Origin of the sequence: Pseudomonas sp. 51_B, assembly GCF_017491595.1 — a bacterium.
Lineage (GTDB): Bacteria > Pseudomonadota > Gammaproteobacteria > Pseudomonadales > Pseudomonadaceae > Aquipseudomonas > Aquipseudomonas promysalinigenes.
In genome coordinates this window covers 33815-49412 of the sequence record NZ_JAFGYW010000009.1, presented here as the reverse complement: position 1 = coordinate 49412, position 15598 = coordinate 33815, and the positions used below count along the sequence as shown (strand labels likewise).

The 15598-nt window shown below is 61.5% G+C and carries 15 protein-coding genes; 7 read left to right on the top strand and 8 right to left on the bottom strand.

The features are described 5' to 3' along the window. The first annotated feature begins 56 nt into the window (after window positions 1-56). Window positions 57-1235, top strand: a complete 1179-nt coding sequence (locus tag J5M56_RS12535; protein WP_207937033.1) for an acetyl-CoA C-acetyltransferase — start codon at window positions 57-59, stop codon at window positions 1233-1235. Here the strand turns inward: J5M56_RS12535 and J5M56_RS12530 are convergent, their stop codons facing one another. Beyond that, entirely contained in the window at window positions 1236-2087 is an 852-nt protein-coding gene (locus tag J5M56_RS12530; RefSeq protein ID WP_207937031.1) for a 5-methyltetrahydropteroyltriglutamate--homocysteine methyltransferase, read from the bottom strand. A 215-nt stretch (window positions 2088-2302) separates the two neighbouring features. Here J5M56_RS12530 and J5M56_RS12525 point away from each other — a divergent pair, with 215 nt between their 5' ends. Continuing rightward, a complete protein-coding gene (locus J5M56_RS12525; RefSeq protein ID WP_207937029.1) occupies window positions 2303-3790 on the top strand; it encodes a methylenetetrahydrofolate reductase C-terminal domain-containing protein in 1488 nt (495 codons plus the stop codon). Here J5M56_RS12525 and yjiA read toward each other — a convergent pair. The 3 genes from yjiA to J5M56_RS12510 all read right to left on the bottom strand — a co-directional run bounded on the left by yjiA (window position 3750) and on the right by J5M56_RS12510 (window position 7083). Beyond that, window positions 3750-4727, bottom strand: a complete 978-nt coding sequence (gene yjiA, locus J5M56_RS12520) for a GTPase (protein WP_186477414.1) — start codon at window positions 4725-4727, stop codon at window positions 3750-3752. The genes J5M56_RS12525 and yjiA overlap by 41 nt on opposite strands. Window positions 4728-4805: 78 nt before the next feature. After that, window positions 4806-5003 carry a YbdD/YjiX family protein gene (locus J5M56_RS12515; RefSeq protein WP_027918412.1) on the bottom strand — a complete coding sequence of 66 codons (198 nt, stop codon included), beginning with the start codon at window positions 5001-5003 and terminating at the stop codon, window positions 4806-4808. A gap of 13 nt (window positions 5004-5016) precedes the next feature. Next, complete coding sequence (locus J5M56_RS12510) at window positions 5017-7083, bottom strand: carbon starvation CstA family protein (RefSeq protein ID WP_186477413.1); 2067 nt, start codon at window positions 7081-7083, stop codon at window positions 5017-5019. 165 nt (window positions 7084-7248) lie between these two features. Here J5M56_RS12510 and J5M56_RS12505 point away from each other — a divergent pair, with 165 nt between their 5' ends. Further along, window positions 7249-7611 (top strand): PilZ domain-containing protein, encoded by a 363-nt coding sequence (locus J5M56_RS12505; protein ID WP_060478513.1) that lies wholly within the window; start codon window positions 7249-7251, stop codon window positions 7609-7611. Window positions 7612-7874: 263 nt separating this feature from the next. Beyond that, a complete protein-coding gene (locus J5M56_RS12500) occupies window positions 7875-9392 on the top strand; it encodes a nucleobase:cation symporter-2 family protein (RefSeq protein WP_186477412.1) in 1518 nt (505 codons plus the stop codon). 56 nt (window positions 9393-9448) lie between these two features. Here J5M56_RS12500 and radA read toward each other — a convergent pair whose 3' ends face one another. Beyond that, a complete protein-coding gene (radA, locus tag J5M56_RS12495; protein WP_054887132.1) occupies window positions 9449-10816 on the bottom strand; it encodes a DNA repair protein RadA in 1368 nt (455 codons plus the stop codon). A gap of 177 nt (window positions 10817-10993) precedes the next feature. Between radA and mscL the strand changes: the two genes are divergently transcribed. Next, window positions 10994-11413 (top strand): large-conductance mechanosensitive channel protein MscL, encoded by a 420-nt coding sequence (mscL, locus tag J5M56_RS12490; RefSeq protein ID WP_060478511.1) that lies wholly within the window; start codon window positions 10994-10996, stop codon window positions 11411-11413. A gap of 33 nt (window positions 11414-11446) precedes the next feature. On the opposite strand, the gene J5M56_RS12485 is transcribed toward mscL, so the two are convergent. Continuing rightward, window positions 11447-12223, bottom strand: a complete 777-nt coding sequence (locus J5M56_RS12485; RefSeq protein WP_207937027.1) for a ferredoxin--NADP reductase — start codon at window positions 12221-12223, stop codon at window positions 11447-11449. Between the two features lie 207 nt (window positions 12224-12430). Between J5M56_RS12485 and J5M56_RS12480 the strand changes: the two genes are divergently transcribed. Next, window positions 12431-13141, top strand: coding sequence for an autoinducer binding domain-containing protein (locus J5M56_RS12480; RefSeq protein WP_207937093.1), 711 nt, complete (start codon window positions 12431-12433; stop codon window positions 13139-13141). Window positions 13142-13234: 93 nt separating this feature from the next. After that, entirely contained in the window at window positions 13235-14359 is a 1125-nt protein-coding gene (locus tag J5M56_RS12475) for a methyltransferase (protein ID WP_207937025.1), read from the top strand. A 66-nt stretch (window positions 14360-14425) separates the two neighbouring features. Here J5M56_RS12475 and J5M56_RS12470 read toward each other — a convergent pair whose 3' ends face one another. Together J5M56_RS12470 and cydB are read right to left on the bottom strand one after the other, a co-directional pair. Then, a complete protein-coding gene (locus tag J5M56_RS12470) occupies window positions 14426-14581 on the bottom strand; it encodes a DUF2474 domain-containing protein (protein ID WP_186477409.1) in 156 nt (51 codons plus the stop codon). A gap of 9 nt (window positions 14582-14590) precedes the next feature. Further along, window positions 14591-15598, bottom strand: coding sequence for a cytochrome d ubiquinol oxidase subunit II (cydB, locus tag J5M56_RS12465; RefSeq protein ID WP_060478507.1), 1008 nt, complete (start codon window positions 15596-15598; stop codon window positions 14591-14593).

The following is a 15598-nucleotide window of genomic DNA, read 5'->3' as shown; positions in this document are numbered from 1 at the left end:
TCAGCCCATCCCGCCGATGCTGGCAGCACTACGCCCATTGCCCGGAGAACAACAACATGAACGACGTGGTCATCGTCGCCGCTACCCGTACCGCCATCGGCAGCTTCCAGGGCGCCCTGGCCACAGTGCCCGCGGTCGATCTGGGTGCGGCAGTGATCAAGCAGCTGCTGGCGCAGACCGGGCTGGACCCGGCTCAGGTCGACGAAGTCATTCTCGGCCAGGTGCTGACCGCGGGCGCTGGGCAGAACCCTGCGCGCCAGGCCGCGATCAAGGCTGGCCTGCCTTACAGCGTACCGGCCCTGACCCTGAACAAAGTCTGTGGCTCTGGCCTGAAGGCTCTGCACCTGGCGGCCCAGGCAATACGCTGCGGCGACGCCGAGGTGGTGATCGCCGGAGGCCAGGAGAACATGAGCCTGGCCCCGTACGTGATGCCTTCGGCGCGCACCGGCCAACGCATGGGCCATGGCCAACTGATCGACAGCATGATCAGCGATGGCCTGTGGGATGCCTTCAACGACTATCACATGGGCATCACTGCGGAAAACCTGGCGGACAACTATGAACTGAGCCGGGAGCAGCAGGACGCGTTCGCCGCCGACTCGCAGCGCAAGGCCGTAGAGGCCATCGATGCCGGGCGCTTCAAGGACGAGATCACGCCAATTGTGATGCCGCAGAAAAAAGGCGAGCCCTTGGTCTTCGACCGCGATGAACAGCCTCGCCCCGGCACCACTGCCCAATCGCTGGCCAAGCTACGCCCAGCGTTCAAGAAAGATGGCAGCGTTACCGCTGGCAATGCCTCAAGCCTGAACGATGGCGCCGCCGCCGTATTGCTGATGAGCGCCAGCAGAGCCCAGGCCCTCGGGCTGCCGGCACTGGCAAAGATTGCCGGCTATGCCAGTGCAGGGGTGGACCCAGCGATCATGGGCATCGGCCCTGTGTCTGCAACCCAACGCTGCCTGGACAAAGCGGGCTGGCAATTGGCTGACCTGGACTTGATCGAAGCCAACGAAGCGTTCGCCGCTCAAGCCCTGGCGGTGGGTAAGGCACTGCAGTGGGATGCCAGCAAGGTCAACGTCAATGGCGGTGCAATCGCCCTGGGGCATCCGATTGGCGCTTCCGGTTGCCGGGTGCTGGTCACCTTGCTGCATGAAATGATCAAACGCGACGCCAAAAAAGGCCTGGCCACCCTGTGCATCGGAGGCGGCCAGGGGGTCGCCCTGGCCATCGAACGGTGATCAGGCGCTGACCCGCAGCTCGCTGGCTTGCGCGTCGTTGACCGCCCTGGCCAGTTGCGCGACTTCCTGACACTTCTGCACGGCCAGGTGTACCGGGCCGTGCAGCAACGCGCAGGATGTTGCCACCCACAGGCGATCGCCAAGGCGCTCGTGGGCATCGCGCAGCAAGTCCAATGTCGTTTCCAGATCGCCAGGTGAGGCACTGTTACCGTCGATCAGGCCGAGCGACAGCACCTTGTAGCCCGGCAGGCGATCGAGTACGGCCGCATACTGCTCCGGGGCCTGAACCAGATCGACATGCAGGCCATCGACCGGAAGGCTGACGGCCACGCCCAGGTTGCCCTCGAGGCCACCGGTGCTGATGGCGATCAACTTCTTCAGCGGCGCACGCTGGAGGATGTTGTAAACCCGCTCGTAAGCGTTTTTCCATTCCTGGGGCAATTCCCTGGCCAGGATCGGCTCATCGATCTGTACCCAATCGGCGCCCAGAGCAGCCAGGCGGTTGAGGGCCCGGTCATACTGCGGCAACAGGCGCTCGAATAACTGCACCTCATCCAGCTCGCTGGCGCTTTGGCTAGCCAGCCAGAGATAGCTCAATGGGCCGATCACCACCGGCTTGACTGCATGGCCCAAGGCTTTCGCCGCTTTGACTTCTTCGAACAATTGCTCCCACTTCTGCGCCAGACGCTGCTCATCGACGCTGAGCAAGCACGCTGGCTGTTGGGCATACCAGGCAACGTCGCCGACCGGCAACAGGTCGATGCCGGCATCTTTCTGCACTTGCCATTGGCGGGCACGCAGCGCATGGTCGCCGCTGATGTGGGGGAACCCCAGAATGTGTGCCAGTGCCATGTCGCGCCCCTCGATAATCCCAGAATGAATGGGCAGCATTGTCCGGCCCGTGTTCGGCTGAGACAAACTCATTAAATTTGAGATGAACTCAAGAATTTCTCATGATGCCGCTGCTCCATGTCTTGTTCAGAGCAACCGCGTGCGCCTTCAGACATGACCCCAGGCCAGCATCTGCCGCACAATGCCACGCTGAAGACATCAGGTACCCGCCAAACATGAGCCCGCTCAAAGCCGCGCTGCGCGATAAACAGTTCGTCTGCGTCATGGAATTCGTGCCCAAGGCCTCAGCCCAGCGCTTCGCGGCGATGGCGGCGATCATGGCGCGCAAGCAGCTGTGCGGCTGGCCCATGACCGTCGCCATCGGTGACCGCGTAGGCAGCCCGCTGGACATGTCCCCTCTCGACGCCCTCGACACGTTCGATACCCCAGTGCCTGCCCTGCCCCACTTTTCGGGCAAGGACCGCGAGGCCCATCATCTTCTGGCGCAATTGCAGCGTATGCAGGCAGCCGGCCTCGATCAGTTGCTGCTGCTTAGCGGCGACCGCCTGCCGGGTCATCAGCCTGGGGAACGCCCTGTGCGCTACCTGGAGTCGGTAGCGGCCCTGCTGATCGCGCGCCAGGCCTGCCCACACTGGTTGCTCGGAGCCGCACTGAACCCTTTCAAGTACCACGAGGAGGAAGGCGGGGCGCAGTATCTGAAGGCCGAGAAAAAGCTCGCTGCCGGCGCCGATTTTCTCACCTTGCAACTGGGCTTCGATGCCAGTAAGCACCAGCAAGCCATGCACTGGATGCAGCGTCAGGGTTCGCCTAAACCGATGCTGGCCTGTTTGATGAGCCTGACTGCTGGCCGTGCAGCGATGCTCGAACACGTGGCCGGCGTTACCGTATCGCCGTCGATGCGCAGCCTGCTCGAAGCCGAAAGCCAAGTGTCCAAGGCCTTTGCCATGGCCCGCAGTGTCGACCGCCTGGCGCTGCAGATCATCGGTGTGAAGCTGATGGGATACGCGGGCGTGCACCTGTCCGGCGTTCATGACCTCGAGCAGCTGTTGCTACTGGAGGAGCGCTTGCACTACTGGCAGGGCCACATCCACTCGATGGCCCAGTGGGCGCCTGCCTGGGAGGACAGTTGGCAGATGCCGGGCCTGCCCAGCGTGACCTTTCATCCACCTGCGGGGAACTGGCGCCCGGGCGAATCGACTGCGCGTGCTTCTGCAAAAGAAACCTTTCGCTATCACCTGCTGCACAGCACCCATTCGCTGCTGTTCAGCCGCAGCAGTTGGCTGAGCAAGGCGTTCGGCTGGGCGGTGCGTCAGCCTGTCTGGGCGACCCAGGGAGGAGCCAGGGTGCTGCATCGCCTGGAGCGGGCAGCCAAACGCCCGCTGGTAGGCTGCGACACCTGTGGCCGCTGCCGCCTGGAAGATACGCTGTACATCTGCCCGGAAACCTGCCCCAAAGGCCTGGCCAATGGGCCTTGCGGGGGGACGTCACTGAACCGCTGCGAGTTTGGCGACCGTGAATGCATCCACAGCGTGAAATACCGCACCGCCAAGGCCGTGGGGCAGACTGGCGTACTGGCTGAGCGACTGATCCCGTGCGTCGAGGTGCAGACCCGCCACCGCAGCTCCTGGCCGCAGTGGTTCGAGGCACCTCAATTGCGCCAGCTCAGTCGGCAACCAACGCCTGGAAGCCAGCCCGAATCTTAGCTTCGGGCAACTCATCGGCGATGAACACCATCACGCTCTCGCGGGTTTCGCAGGCTCCCCACTCGGCATCCCAGTCGAAGCCATAGAGTTTGAGCACACCCTGGAACACCAGTCGGCGGTCCTCGCCAGCAATGTTCAGCACGCCCTTGTAGCGCAGCAACTGCTTGCCGTGCTCCTCCAACAGCTGGTTCATGAAATCACTGAGGCGGTCGATGTCCAGCGCCGTTTCAGTGCGCAGTACCAGGGTACTGATGCGGTCAGGCGTGGCGGGTTTGAGCACGGGTCGCAGGCTCGGCTTGAGGTTGGCGCCCAGGTCTGGGTTGAGGTTGAAACCGCGCACATCCAGCAGTTTGGCCAAGTCGATACGGCCATGTTCGACCAGCTCAATGGCTGCCCGACCATTGATCCGCGCCAGGCGCTCCTGCAGCGCCTGCACCGCTGCCGGCTCGACCAGGTCGGTCTTGCTCAGCAGCAAACGGTCGGCAAAACCAACCTGGGCCTGGGCAATGCTCTGGGTCAGGTGCACATCGGCATGGGCAGCATCGACCAGGGTGATGATGCCGTCCAGCAGGTAACGTTCACGCAGTTCTTCATCGACGAAAAAGGTCTGGGCAACCGGCGCCGGGTCAGCCAGGCCTGTGCATTCGATCACCAGCCGGTCGAAGGCGATCTCGCCGGTGTCCAGGCGTTCGAGTAGCAGGTACAAGGCGCGGGTGAGGTCGCCATGGATGCTGCAGCACACGCAGCCATTGGCCAGGGTCATGACCTGCACCGGTTCGTCGCCTAGCAGCTGGCTATCGATGCCAGCCTCGCTGAACTCGTTTTCGATCACGGCCAGTTTCAGCCCGTGCTCGGCCTTTAGCATGTGCTTGAGCAGGGTGGTCTTGCCAGCACCGAGAAAACCGGTGAGCACTGTGACGGGAATGGGCGTGTGCACGCGAAAATCTCCTGAAGCTGAAAATGATTGTGGGAGGCCGGTTGCCCGACCTCCCACAGGTTCACGCAGGTTGCAGGTTCAACAGCACTTGGGCCCGGACTTGCCACCGTAACGGGCTTCCTGGCGCTCGCGGAAGAACGCCTCGTAGCTCATTACCGGCTTGTCCGGGTGTTTGGCCTGCATATGCTCGACGTAATTGTCGTAGTCGGGCATGCCGACCATCAGGCGGGCTGCCTGCCCCAGGTATTTACCCAGTCGGCCCAGGTCGTTGAACATCGCTGCAGCCCTCTTACGCGTCAGGCAGAGCCTGGAACGGGGTTTCTTTGTCGGTGCGCTCTTTGCGACCAAGGGCGGCGTAGCCGACTTTGATGGCGAAGAACAGCACGCTGAATACCACTACCAGGAACAGAATGGTCAGCCCGGCGTTGGTGTAGGCGTTGAAGATCACATGCTGCATCTGGTTGATGTCCTTGGCCGGAGCCAAGACTTGGCCGGCATCCAGTGCAGTGCTGTACTTCTTGGCCAGGGCCAGGAAGCCCACAGCCGGGTTCGGATCGAACAGCTTGATCAGGCCCGCGGCGGTGGTGCAGATCAGCAGCCAGGCTGCCGGTAGCAGGGTCACCCAGATGTAGCGCTCGCGCTTCATCTTGATCAGCACGACGGTGCCGAGCATCAGGGCAATACCGGCCAGCATCTGGTTGGAGATACCGAACAGCGGCCACAGGGTATTGATACCGCCCAGTGGGTCGATCACGCCCTGGTACAACAGGTAACCCCACAACGCCACGCAACCGGCGGTGCCGATCAGGTTGGCAGCCCACGATTCGGTGCGCTTGAGGGCCGGCACGAAGCTGCCCAGCAGGTCCTGCAGCATGAAGCGCCCGGCACGGGTCCCTGCGTCCACCGCAGTGAGGATGAACAGCGCTTCGAAGAGAATCGCGAAGTGGTACCAGAAGGCCATGGTGTTCTCACCCGGCAACACCTGATGCAAGATCTGCGCGATACCGACAGCCAGCGTCGGCGCACCACCGGCACGGGCCAGGATGGTGTGCTCGCCAATATCACGGGCCACGGCTTCCAGCTGGTCAGGGGTGATCATGAAGCCCCAACTGCTGACCGTTTGCGCCACCGAAGCGACGTCGGCGCCCACCACGGCGGCTGGGCTGTTCATGGCGAAGTACACACCCGGCTCGATCACCGAAGCGGCAACCATGGCCATGATGGCGACGAAAGACTCCATCAGCATGCCGCCGTAACCGATGTAGCGGGCGTTGGCTTCGTTATCCAGCAGCTTGGGCGTGGTGCCCGAGGAGATCAGGGCATGGAAGCCCGATACCGCGCCACACGCGATGGTGATGAACAGGAACGGGAACAGCGTGCCCTTCCATACCGGGCCAGTGCCGTCGGTGAACTGGGTCAGAGCCGGCATCTTCAGCTCGGGCATGGTGACCAGAATGCCGATGGCCAAAGCGATGATGGTGCCGATCTTGAGGAAGGTCGACAGATAGTCACGCGGTGCCAGCACCAGCCAAACCGGCAGCACGGCAGCGACGAAGCCGTAGCCCACCAGCATCCAGGTGATCTGCACGCCGGTGAAGGTGAACGCCGGGCCCCATACTGGGTCGGCGGCGATCTGCCCACCCAGCCAGATGGAAGCCAACAGCAGCACTACCCCGACTATCGAGATTTCGCCAATGCGGCCTGGGCGGATATAGCGCATGTAGACGCCCATGAACATCGCGATCGGGATGGTCGCCATCACCGTGAACATGCCCCATGGGCTCTCGGCCAGGGCCTTGACCACGATCAGCGCCAGCACCGCCAGGATGATGATCATGATCAGGAAGCAGCCGAACAGCGCAATGGTCCCTGGGATACGGCCCATTTCCTCGCGCACCATGTCGCCCAGCGAGCGGCCATTGCGGCGGGTAGAGAGGAACAAGACCATGAAGTCCTGCACCGCACCGGCCAGTACCACACCAGCGATCAGCCACAGCGTACCGGGCAGATAGCCCATCTGCGCAGCGAGTACCGGGCCGACCAGTGGACCGGCGCCAGCGATGGCAGCGAAGTGGTGACCGAAAAGGATGTGCTTGTTGGTTGGAACGTAGTCAAGACCATCGTTGTTGAGTACCGCAGGGGTCGCTCGACGAGGGTCCAGTTGCATCACCTTGGTGGCGATGAACAGGCTGTAGTACCGGTAGGCGACCAGGTAGATGGCCACAGCAGCGACCACGATCCACAAGGCATTGATCGCCTCGCCGCGGCGCAGGGCAACCACACCCAGCGCGCAGGCTCCTATGACTGCCAGCGCCAGCCACGGGATGTGGCGTAGCAGGCTATTATTGTTGTTCATGGTTTGCTTCCAGCTGGTGGATTGGAAAAGACCGCCTAGCGAGTCTAGGGCGTGTCATCGCGCATTGCCACACTTGCTTTGGTCTAGAGCCTCTGCGGCCAGATTGTGATACCTGATTTGTGTACATGATCCCTATAGTCAGCATGCACCTCGGAGGGCTTGCCCATGCAGCATCACGACGAACGACGCCGTTTTCTGCGCATCGACTTCGACGCACCGACCGAACTGCGCCAGGGCGACCGCCGTTGGCCGGTGAAACTGATCGATCTGTCGCTCAAAGGCTTGCTGGTCGAATGCCCGCAACCTTGGGATGCCGACCTCACTCAGGACTTCGACGCCATCATTCACCTCGACCCCCACAACCGAGTACAGATGCAGGTGGAACTGCGCCACGAAGAGCCTCGGCGGTTAGGCTTCGTGTGTTTGTACATCGACGTCGAATCCATGACTCACTTGCACCGTCTTGTGGAACTGAACCTGGCCGACAGCACCGAAATGATGCGTGAGCTGCGCGAACTTATCGAATAATGAAATCTCTTAGCTAGCTAACAGCCTACCCACCCAGTGTTTCTTGTCTACCCAGACAGCTTTCTGCCTGGGTACAAGCTTTTTGTACACACCCCTCTAGCCCCGCTTTTACTAAGTTGGTACGCGACCTGCATTGCTTTCTTGCACACATTGCCGGGCCGCTGTTCGCTCTCCGATCAAAATATTGTATACAATTTATGTAGCAATGATTTGCGGGAACTGTCTACAGTAGCGCCACAACAAAAAAACAGAGAGCCTGCTCCATGACTACGTCCCCTAGCACGTCTCCCGCCAAGCGCCCTGAGGATGAATACCTCGGGCTTGGCGCCAATATGGCCTATGGTCTGCAGCATGTGCTGACCATGTATGGCGGGATCGTTGCGGTACCCCTGATCCTGGGCCAGGCCGCTGGCCTGAACGGTGCGGAAATTGGCATGCTGATCGCCGCCTCGCTGTTCGCTGGGGGCCTTGCGACGCTGCTGCAGACGCTGGGCATTCCGTTCTTCGGCTGCCAGTTACCGCTGGTTCAGGGCGTATCGTTCGCTGGCGTGGCCACAATGGGGGCTATCCTCAGCAGCGAGGGCGGCGGTGGGCTGCCAGGCGTGCTGGGCGCCGTCATGGCGGCATCGCTGATCGGCTTGCTGATCACCCCAGTGTTCTCGCGCATTACCAAGTTCTTCCCGCCGCTGGTGACCGGCATCGTCATCACCACCATCGGCCTGACCCTGATGCCGGTCGCGGCACGCTGGGTGATGGGCGGTAACAGCGCCTCACCAGAGTTCGGCAGCGTGGCGAACATCAGCCTGGCCGGCCTTACCTTCGCCATCGTGCTGGTGTTGAGCAAGCTGGGCAGTGCAACCATCTCGCGCCTGTCGATCCTGCTAGCGATGGTAGTCGGCACATTGATCGCCTGGGCCTTGGGCATGACCGATTTCAGCAAGGTCAGCGAAGGCCCGATGTTCGCCTTCCCTACGCCATTCCACTTCGGCATGCCGGAGTTCCACATCGCGGCGATCCTGTCGATGTGCATCGTGATCATGGTGACCTTGGTGGAAACCTCGGCCGACATTCTCGCGGTGGGTGAAATCATCGACACCAAGGTCGATTCCAAACGCCTGGGCAACGGCCTGCGTGCCGACATGGCGTCGAGCATTCTGGCGCCGATCTTCGGGTCGTTCACCCAAAGCGCCTTCGCCCAGAACGTCGGCCTGGTGGCAGTGACCGGCGTCAAGAGCCGCTACGTGGTCGCCACCGGTGGCGTGATCCTGGTAGTGCTGGGCCTGCTGCCGGTGATGGGCCGGGTGATCGCGGCGGTACCGACCCCGGTACTGGGTGGCGCGGGCATCGTCCTGTTCGGCACCGTGGCAGCCAGTGGTATCCGCACCCTGTCCAAGGTCAACTACAAGAACAACGTCAACCTGATCATCGTCGCCGCCTCCCTGGGCTTTGGCATGATCCCGATCGCTGCACCCACCTTCTATCACCAGTTCCCCAACTGGTTCGAGACCATCTTCCACTCGGGCATCAGCTCGGCGGCAATCATGGCGATCCTGCTGAACCTGCTGTTCAACCACTTCAAGACGGGCAATTCGGAGAATCAGTCGGTATTCGCCGCTGCCTACGAACGCACCATCCAGTACTCGGACATCTCGTGCCTGCGCGATGGTGACTTCTTCAAGGATGGCAAGTTGTTCGATGCCGATGGCAACGAAGTGCCGGTAATGGAGCTGGACGAGCACGGTAACCAGGCGCCCAGGCGCACGGCGGTTGCCGAACATTGAGCGCTGACTGAGCGTTGAGGTGGGGGGCCGATGCGCATCGTCGGCCCCTTTTTCATTTATTCGAACAAGGCATCCAGGGCCTGTTCCAGCCGGGTCACGGCGATTACCTGCAAACCTGCAGGCGGCTCCTTGGGCGCATTGCCCTTGGGCACGATGGCACGTTTGAAGCCGTGCTTGGCCGCTTCTTTCAGGCGCTCCTGGCCACTGGGCACAGGCCGGACCTCCCCAGACAAGCCAATCTCGCCGAATACCAGCAGGCCGTGGGCCAAAGGCCGGTTACGCAGGCTGGACATCACCGCCGCGAGCAACGCCAGGTCCGAAGCCGTCTCCAGCACTTTCACCCCACCAACCACATTGAGAAACACGTCCTGGTCATGGGTGGGTATACCCCCGTGGCGATGCAAGACAGCCAGCAACATGGCCAACCTGTTCTGGTCAAGGCCAAGGGTGACCCGCCGCGGGTTGGCCAAGTGACTGTCATCGACCAGGGCCTGCACCTCTACCAGCATCGGCCGAGTCCCTTCCCAAGTGGCCATCACCACACTGCCGGGTACCTCTTCCTGGGTGCGATTGAGGAAAATCGCCGAAGGGTTCGACACCTCTTTCAGGCCGCGGTCGGTCATGCCGAATACGCCCAGCTCGTTGACTGCGCCGAAGCGGTTCTTGACCGCCCGCAGCAGGCGCAGGCGGCCGTCGGACTCGCCTTCGAAATACAGCACGGTATCGACCATATGCTCGAGCACCCGCGGCCCGGCCAGCGAACCTTCCTTGGTGACATGGCCAACGAGGAAGATCGCCGTACCGCTCTGCTTGGCATAACGCACCAGCAGCGCCGTGCTTTCACGCACCTGAGCCACTCCGCCGGGGGCAGACTGCAACTGCTCGGTGAAAATGGTCTGGATGGAGTCGATCACCATGACCCTGGGCTTTTCTACCCGAGCGGTGGCGATGATGGTTTCGATGCAGGTCTCGGTCATCACCTTGAGCTGGTCCTGGGGCAAGCCCAAGCGCCGTGAGCGCATGGCCACCTGCTGCTGCGACTCTTCACCGGTGACGTACAACGCCGGCATGCCCACCGCAATGTTGCATAACGTCTGCAGCAAGATGGTCGATTTACCAATGCCCGGGTCACCGCCAATCAGCACCACCGAACCATCGACCAGGCCGCCGCCGAGTACGCGGTCCAGTTCGGTGCTGCTGGTGGTGAAGCGCGGAATTTCTTCGACGCTGACTTCAGCCAAGGTCTTGATCTGGGCTTGTTGCCCGGTCCAGCCGGCACGGCCACTTGGGGCCGCAGCGCCGCCACTTTCGATCATGGTCTCGACCAGGGTATTCCAGGCCCCGCAGTCGGCGCACTGGCCGGCCCACTTGGGGAAGGTCGCGCCGCACTCGGTGCAGCCATACAAACGCTTGGCCTTGGCCATTGGGCAGGGTCTCCTGGAAAAAACCGCCATCATAGCCGACGGTGATGTGTCTCGAACGGCTGCGGATGCGACAAAACTATTCGTTCTAACCGCAGTCACTACCCCTGAAGCCAACGCATGAAGGCATCAAGTGGCTTACACTGCGTTAACCTCACCATTTGTTACAAGGAATCAAACATGGGCATGCTCAGTGAGTTCAAGGCCTTCGCGGTCAAAGGAAATGTCGTCGACATGGCGGTCGGTATCATCATCGGCGCGGCCTTCGGCAAGATCGTCTCCTCGTTCGTTGGGGATGTGATCATGCCGCCACTGGGGCTGCTGATCGGCGGCGTCGATTTCAGCGACCTGGCGATTACCCTCAAGGCCGCCGAAGGTGACGTGCCAGCTGTGGTGCTGGCCTACGGTAAGTTCATCCAGACCGTGATCGACTTCCTGATCGTCGCCTTTGCGATCTTCATGGGCGTGAAGGTGATCAACCGTCTCAAGCGCGAAGAAGCCGTAGCCCCCAGCGCACCGCCGGCGCCCACGCCGCAGGAAACCCTGCTGAGCGAAATCCGCGACTTGCTCAAGGCGCAGAACCAGAACCGCCTGCCCTGAAAACAGCGGGGGCCGCGCTGCGGCCCCTGAATCTCACCAGTAGTTTTCCACCGCCACCTGCCCTGGCCGCCGGCTCAAGCTCAGTTGCAGGTCACGCGCCTTGAGCACCTTGCGCGTCTCGTCGATCATCTCGGGGTTGCCGCACAGCATGATGCGCGAATGCTCTGGAGAAAACGCGAGCCCCGCTGCCTTTTCCAACTCACCGCTCTCGATCAGCGTAGTGATGCGCGCATTCAACGCGCCAGGGTGCTGCTCGCGGGTGACCACCGGAATGAACTGCAGTTTGCCAGCGAATTCCGCCAGGTAATCACGCTGCTCGAGCCCGGCAATTGCTTCAACGTATGCCAGCTCATTGGCTTCGCGCACCGAGTACACCAGCTTGATGTTGTCGAAGCGCTCCCAGGCCTCGAAGTCCTGCAGGATGGACATGAACGGCGCAATACCGGTACCGGTTGCCAGCAGCCACAGGTCGCGACCGCCGACAAAGCGGTCGAGCGTCAGGTAGCCGAACGCCTGACGGTCGATCATCAGCGTGTCGCCCTCGCCCAGGCGGCTCAGTTCGCTGGTGAACTCCCCGCCCGGCACCACGATGGAGAAGAAGTCCAGGTATTCGTCATGGGGGGCACTGACCATCGAATAGGCACGCCAGACCACGCTGCCATCGGCTTTGGTCACCCCGAGGCGGGCGAACTGGCCGGCGCGAAAGCGAAACCCTGGATCACGCGTTACCCGCAGGCTGAACAGGTTCGGCGTCAGCGGCTGAACGTTCAGCAGGGTCTGGTGGGTAAACTTGTCGGCACTGGCGGTCATTGCGGGCTCCATCGATAGCATGCGCCCAGTGTCGCGCAAAGCGGCGCCAATAAAAACCGCTGGAGTGTAGGGCTACCGATTGGCATTCGTCGGTTTTTTCATGAAACCAGCCCGTGAGTATAGAAAAAAGCCTAACGCGCTGCTGAGTCTTTTCCTACAATCTTTTCATGTGTCAACACCGGGACAGGATCCAAGGGAGAAGCAATGATGCTTCAATGGAACCATGAACATTTACACAGGCTGGTCAGCGAAAGTACCCCTCACAAGGTGTTTGACCTTGCGGTGCACCTGACTCAGGACATGGGCATGGAGTTCATAGGCCTTAGGGTTCGTATTCAACTCGCTGCACAATCCCCCCGGATCTACCTCTATAGCAATTACCCTGCGGACTGGATCGAATGCTGTCAGCGCGACGACTTCTACAAACAGGACGCCGCTGCAACCCAGAGCCATAGCTCGACCATGCCGGTCATCTGGACCGACGACCTCTACCGCGAGGTGCCCCATTTTCGAGAGCTCGCCTGTGCTTATGGACTGCGACACGGTTGGACACAGTCGGTGCACGACCCACAGCACAATGAAAGCCAGCTGAGCGTCTGCCGGCCGCTGGGTGAAGTCAGCATCAGCGAGCTGTACGACAAGGCGGGCAAGGTGCAGTGGTTATGCCATACCCTGCATGCCATCATCAGCGAGTACCACCTGGCCAAGCTCAGTGCGCCGCTGAAGATGAGCGAGCGCGAAATCGAGGTGCTGAAGTGGTCGGCAGCCGGCAAAACTGCCGCCGATGTAGCCTGTATCCTTTCCCTATCGCAAAGCACAGTGAATTTTCACATTCGCAGCGTTATCACCAAGACCAACGCAGCCAACAAGGCCGGCGCAATCGCCATCGCCATGATGCGCGGCCTGATCGATCAATAGCCGGGCCTGCGGCCGCAGTCAAACCTCTGTAGAATCGCGCAGCAAAGCTCATGGCGAACCGCCCTGGGCAGATTCGTACCTGAGCCAGACGCCATGCCCCTGTTCACCACCCCCTATGCCGAACTCGACCTGATCCGCCAGCCGGACCAAGCCAATGACCCGTTGCAGGCCTTCGATGCCGCCGATCAGTACCTGCTCGAGCAGCTGCATGCACAGAACCTGCAGGCTAGCAGCCGGGTGCTGGTACTCAACGACAGCTTCGGCGCACTGGCAGTTAGCCTGGCCGGGCAACTGACAGTGGTCAGCAGTGGCGACTCGCACCTGGCCCGCATGGCGCTGGAGAAGAACCTTGCCAATAATGGCAAGGCTTTCGACAGCGTGCCGTTCGTGCCAGCCAGCGCACAATGGCAAGGCCCGTTCGATAGAGTGCTGGTGCGGGTGCCCAAGACCCTGGCGCTGCTCGAAGAACAATTGATCCGTTTGCAGGGCCATCTGGCCCCTGATGCCCAGGTAATGGCTGGCGCGATGATCAAGCACCTGCCGCGCGCCGCTGGTGACCTGATGGAAAAGTACATCGGGCCGGTACAAGCGTCGCTGGCGCAGAAAAAGGCCCGCCTGTTGACCGCCACGGTCGCTGACCGCCCAGTGGCCAAATCACCCTACCCAACTCGCTATCTGCTCGACGCGCCGGCACTGGAACTGCTCAACCATGCCAACGTGTTCTGCCGCGAGGGCCTGGACATCGGCACCCGCGCTTTCCTGCCGCACTTGCCGCGTAACCTTGGTAATGCCCGCGTGGCTGACCTGGGCTGCGGTAATGGTGTGCTGGCCATCTCCTGCGCCTTGGCCAACCCGGACGCGCAGTTCACCTTAGTGGACGAGTCGTACATGGCGGTGCAATCGGCGCAGGAGAACTGGCAAGCGGCGTTGGGTCAACGACCGGTCACGGTGTTGCCGGCAGACGGCCTGGCCGGGGTGGAAAAGCAGTCGCTGGATGTTGTGCTGTGCAATCCACCATTCCATCAACAACAGGTGGTGGGCGACTTCCTGGCCTGGCGCATGTTCCAGCAGGCGCGCGAGGCGCTGGTGGTGGGCGGTGCGTTGTACATCGTCGGCAACCGCCACTTGGGCTATCACAGCAAGCTGGCGCGGCTGTTCCGAGGTGTGGAACAGGTTGCAGCCACCCCGAAATTCGTGATTCTCAAAGCCCGCAAATAACGCAGCCGAGGCTCGCTGAGCTAGCGGCCTCGTGCCGCGACAAGGGCGCCACGCGCACTTGGGCTGTCAATGCGTGGTAAGCCCGGCTGCGGCCATGAACAACCGCATCACCCAGGCTGCCAGGCCTAACGCGGCCACGCTCAGCGCCCAGATCAGTACCAGCCAACCCAACCGCTGCCACAACGGCTTTTTCTCTTGCAAGCCATGTTTACCGCTCATCATGGGCCCCCTCTAGTGGTAGCCGTCTGCGTGTGACACCTTGCCGCGGAACACGTAATAACTCCAGAAGGTGTACATCAGAATGAACGGCAGGATGAACAAGGTACCTACCAGCATGAAGCTCTGACTCTGCGGCGGTGCGGCAGCATCCCAGATACTGATCGAAGGCGGGATGATGTGCGGCCACAAGCTGATACCTAGGCCACTGTAGCCGAGGAAAATCAGTACCAGAGTCAGCAGGAACGGCGTGTAATGAGCTTTGCGCGCCACCGCCTTGAGCAGGCCGTAGAACGTCACCAGCACCAGCAATGGCACCGGCATGAACCACAGCAGGTTGGGCATGCTGAACCAGCGATCGGCGATCTGCGGATAAGCCATTGGCGTCCACAGGCTGACGATACCGATCACCGCCAGCAGCACCAGTGCCAGTGGTCGGGCCAGGTAGGTCATGCGCAGGTGCAGATCACCCTCGGTCTTCATGATCAGCCAGGTGCAGCCCAGCAGCGTGTAGGCGACGATCAGGCCAAGGCCACAGAACAGGCTGAACGGCGTTAGCCAGTCCAGCGTCCCCCCGGCAAAATGCCGGTCGACCACCTTGAACCCTTCGAGAAAGGCCCCCAGTGCCACGCCCTGGAAGAAGGTGGCTACCAGGGACCCGCCGATGAACGCCTTGTCCCAGATATGACGTTTTTCGTCGGTGGCCTTGAACCGGAACTCGAAGGCCACGCCGCGGAAAATCAACCCGATCAGCATCAGTATCAACGGCAGGTACAGCGCTTCGAGCACCACCGCGTAGGCCATCGGGAAGGCGCCGAACAACCCGGCGCCGCCCAGCACCAACCAGGTTTCGTTGCCGTCCCAGACGGGGGCGACGGTATTCATCATTACATCGCGGTCCTGCTCGCCCTTGACGAAGGGAAAGAGCATGCCGATACCCAGGTCGAAGCCGTCCATCACCACGTACATCATCACCCCGAAGATGATGATCACGGCCCAGATCAGCGGAAGGTCGATACCCAT

What these genes read in the sequence shown, in the direction of transcription:
- J5M56_RS12535 (WP_207937033.1), top strand. Translation starts at nt 57, where the DNA reads ATGAACGACGTGGTCATCGTCGCCGCTACCCGTACCGCCATCGGCAGC.
- J5M56_RS12530 (WP_207937031.1), bottom strand. Translation starts at nt 2,087, where the DNA reads ATGGCACTGGCACACATTCTGGGGTTCCCCCACATCAGCGGCGACCAT.
- J5M56_RS12525 (WP_207937029.1), top strand. Translation starts at nt 2,303, where the DNA reads ATGAGCCCGCTCAAAGCCGCGCTGCGCGATAAACAGTTCGTCTGCGTC.
- J5M56_RS12515 (WP_027918412.1), bottom strand. Translation starts at nt 5,003, where the DNA reads ATGTTCAACGACCTGGGCCGACTGGGTAAATACCTGGGGCAGGCAGCC.
- J5M56_RS12510 (WP_186477413.1), bottom strand. Translation starts at nt 7,083, where the DNA reads ATGAACAACAATAATAGCCTGCTACGCCACATCCCGTGGCTGGCGCTG.
- J5M56_RS12505 (WP_060478513.1), top strand. Translation starts at nt 7,249, where the DNA reads ATGCAGCATCACGACGAACGACGCCGTTTTCTGCGCATCGACTTCGAC.
- J5M56_RS12500 (WP_186477412.1), top strand. Translation starts at nt 7,875, where the DNA reads ATGACTACGTCCCCTAGCACGTCTCCCGCCAAGCGCCCTGAGGATGAA.
- radA (WP_054887132.1), bottom strand. Translation starts at nt 10,816, where the DNA reads ATGGCCAAGGCCAAGCGTTTGTATGGCTGCACCGAGTGCGGCGCGACC.
- mscL (WP_060478511.1), top strand. Translation starts at nt 10,994, where the DNA reads ATGGGCATGCTCAGTGAGTTCAAGGCCTTCGCGGTCAAAGGAAATGTC.
- J5M56_RS12485 (WP_207937027.1), bottom strand. Translation starts at nt 12,223, where the DNA reads ATGACCGCCAGTGCCGACAAGTTTACCCACCAGACCCTGCTGAACGTT.
- J5M56_RS12480 (WP_207937093.1), top strand. Translation starts at nt 12,431, where the DNA reads ATGCTTCAATGGAACCATGAACATTTACACAGGCTGGTCAGCGAAAGT.
- J5M56_RS12475 (WP_207937025.1), top strand. Translation starts at nt 13,235, where the DNA reads ATGCCCCTGTTCACCACCCCCTATGCCGAACTCGACCTGATCCGCCAG.
- J5M56_RS12470 (WP_186477409.1), bottom strand. Translation starts at nt 14,581, where the DNA reads ATGATGAGCGGTAAACATGGCTTGCAAGAGAAAAAGCCGTTGTGGCAG.
- cydB (WP_060478507.1), bottom strand. Translation starts at nt 15,598, where the DNA reads ATGGGTATCGACCTTCCGCTGATCTGGGCCGTGATCATCATCTTCGGG.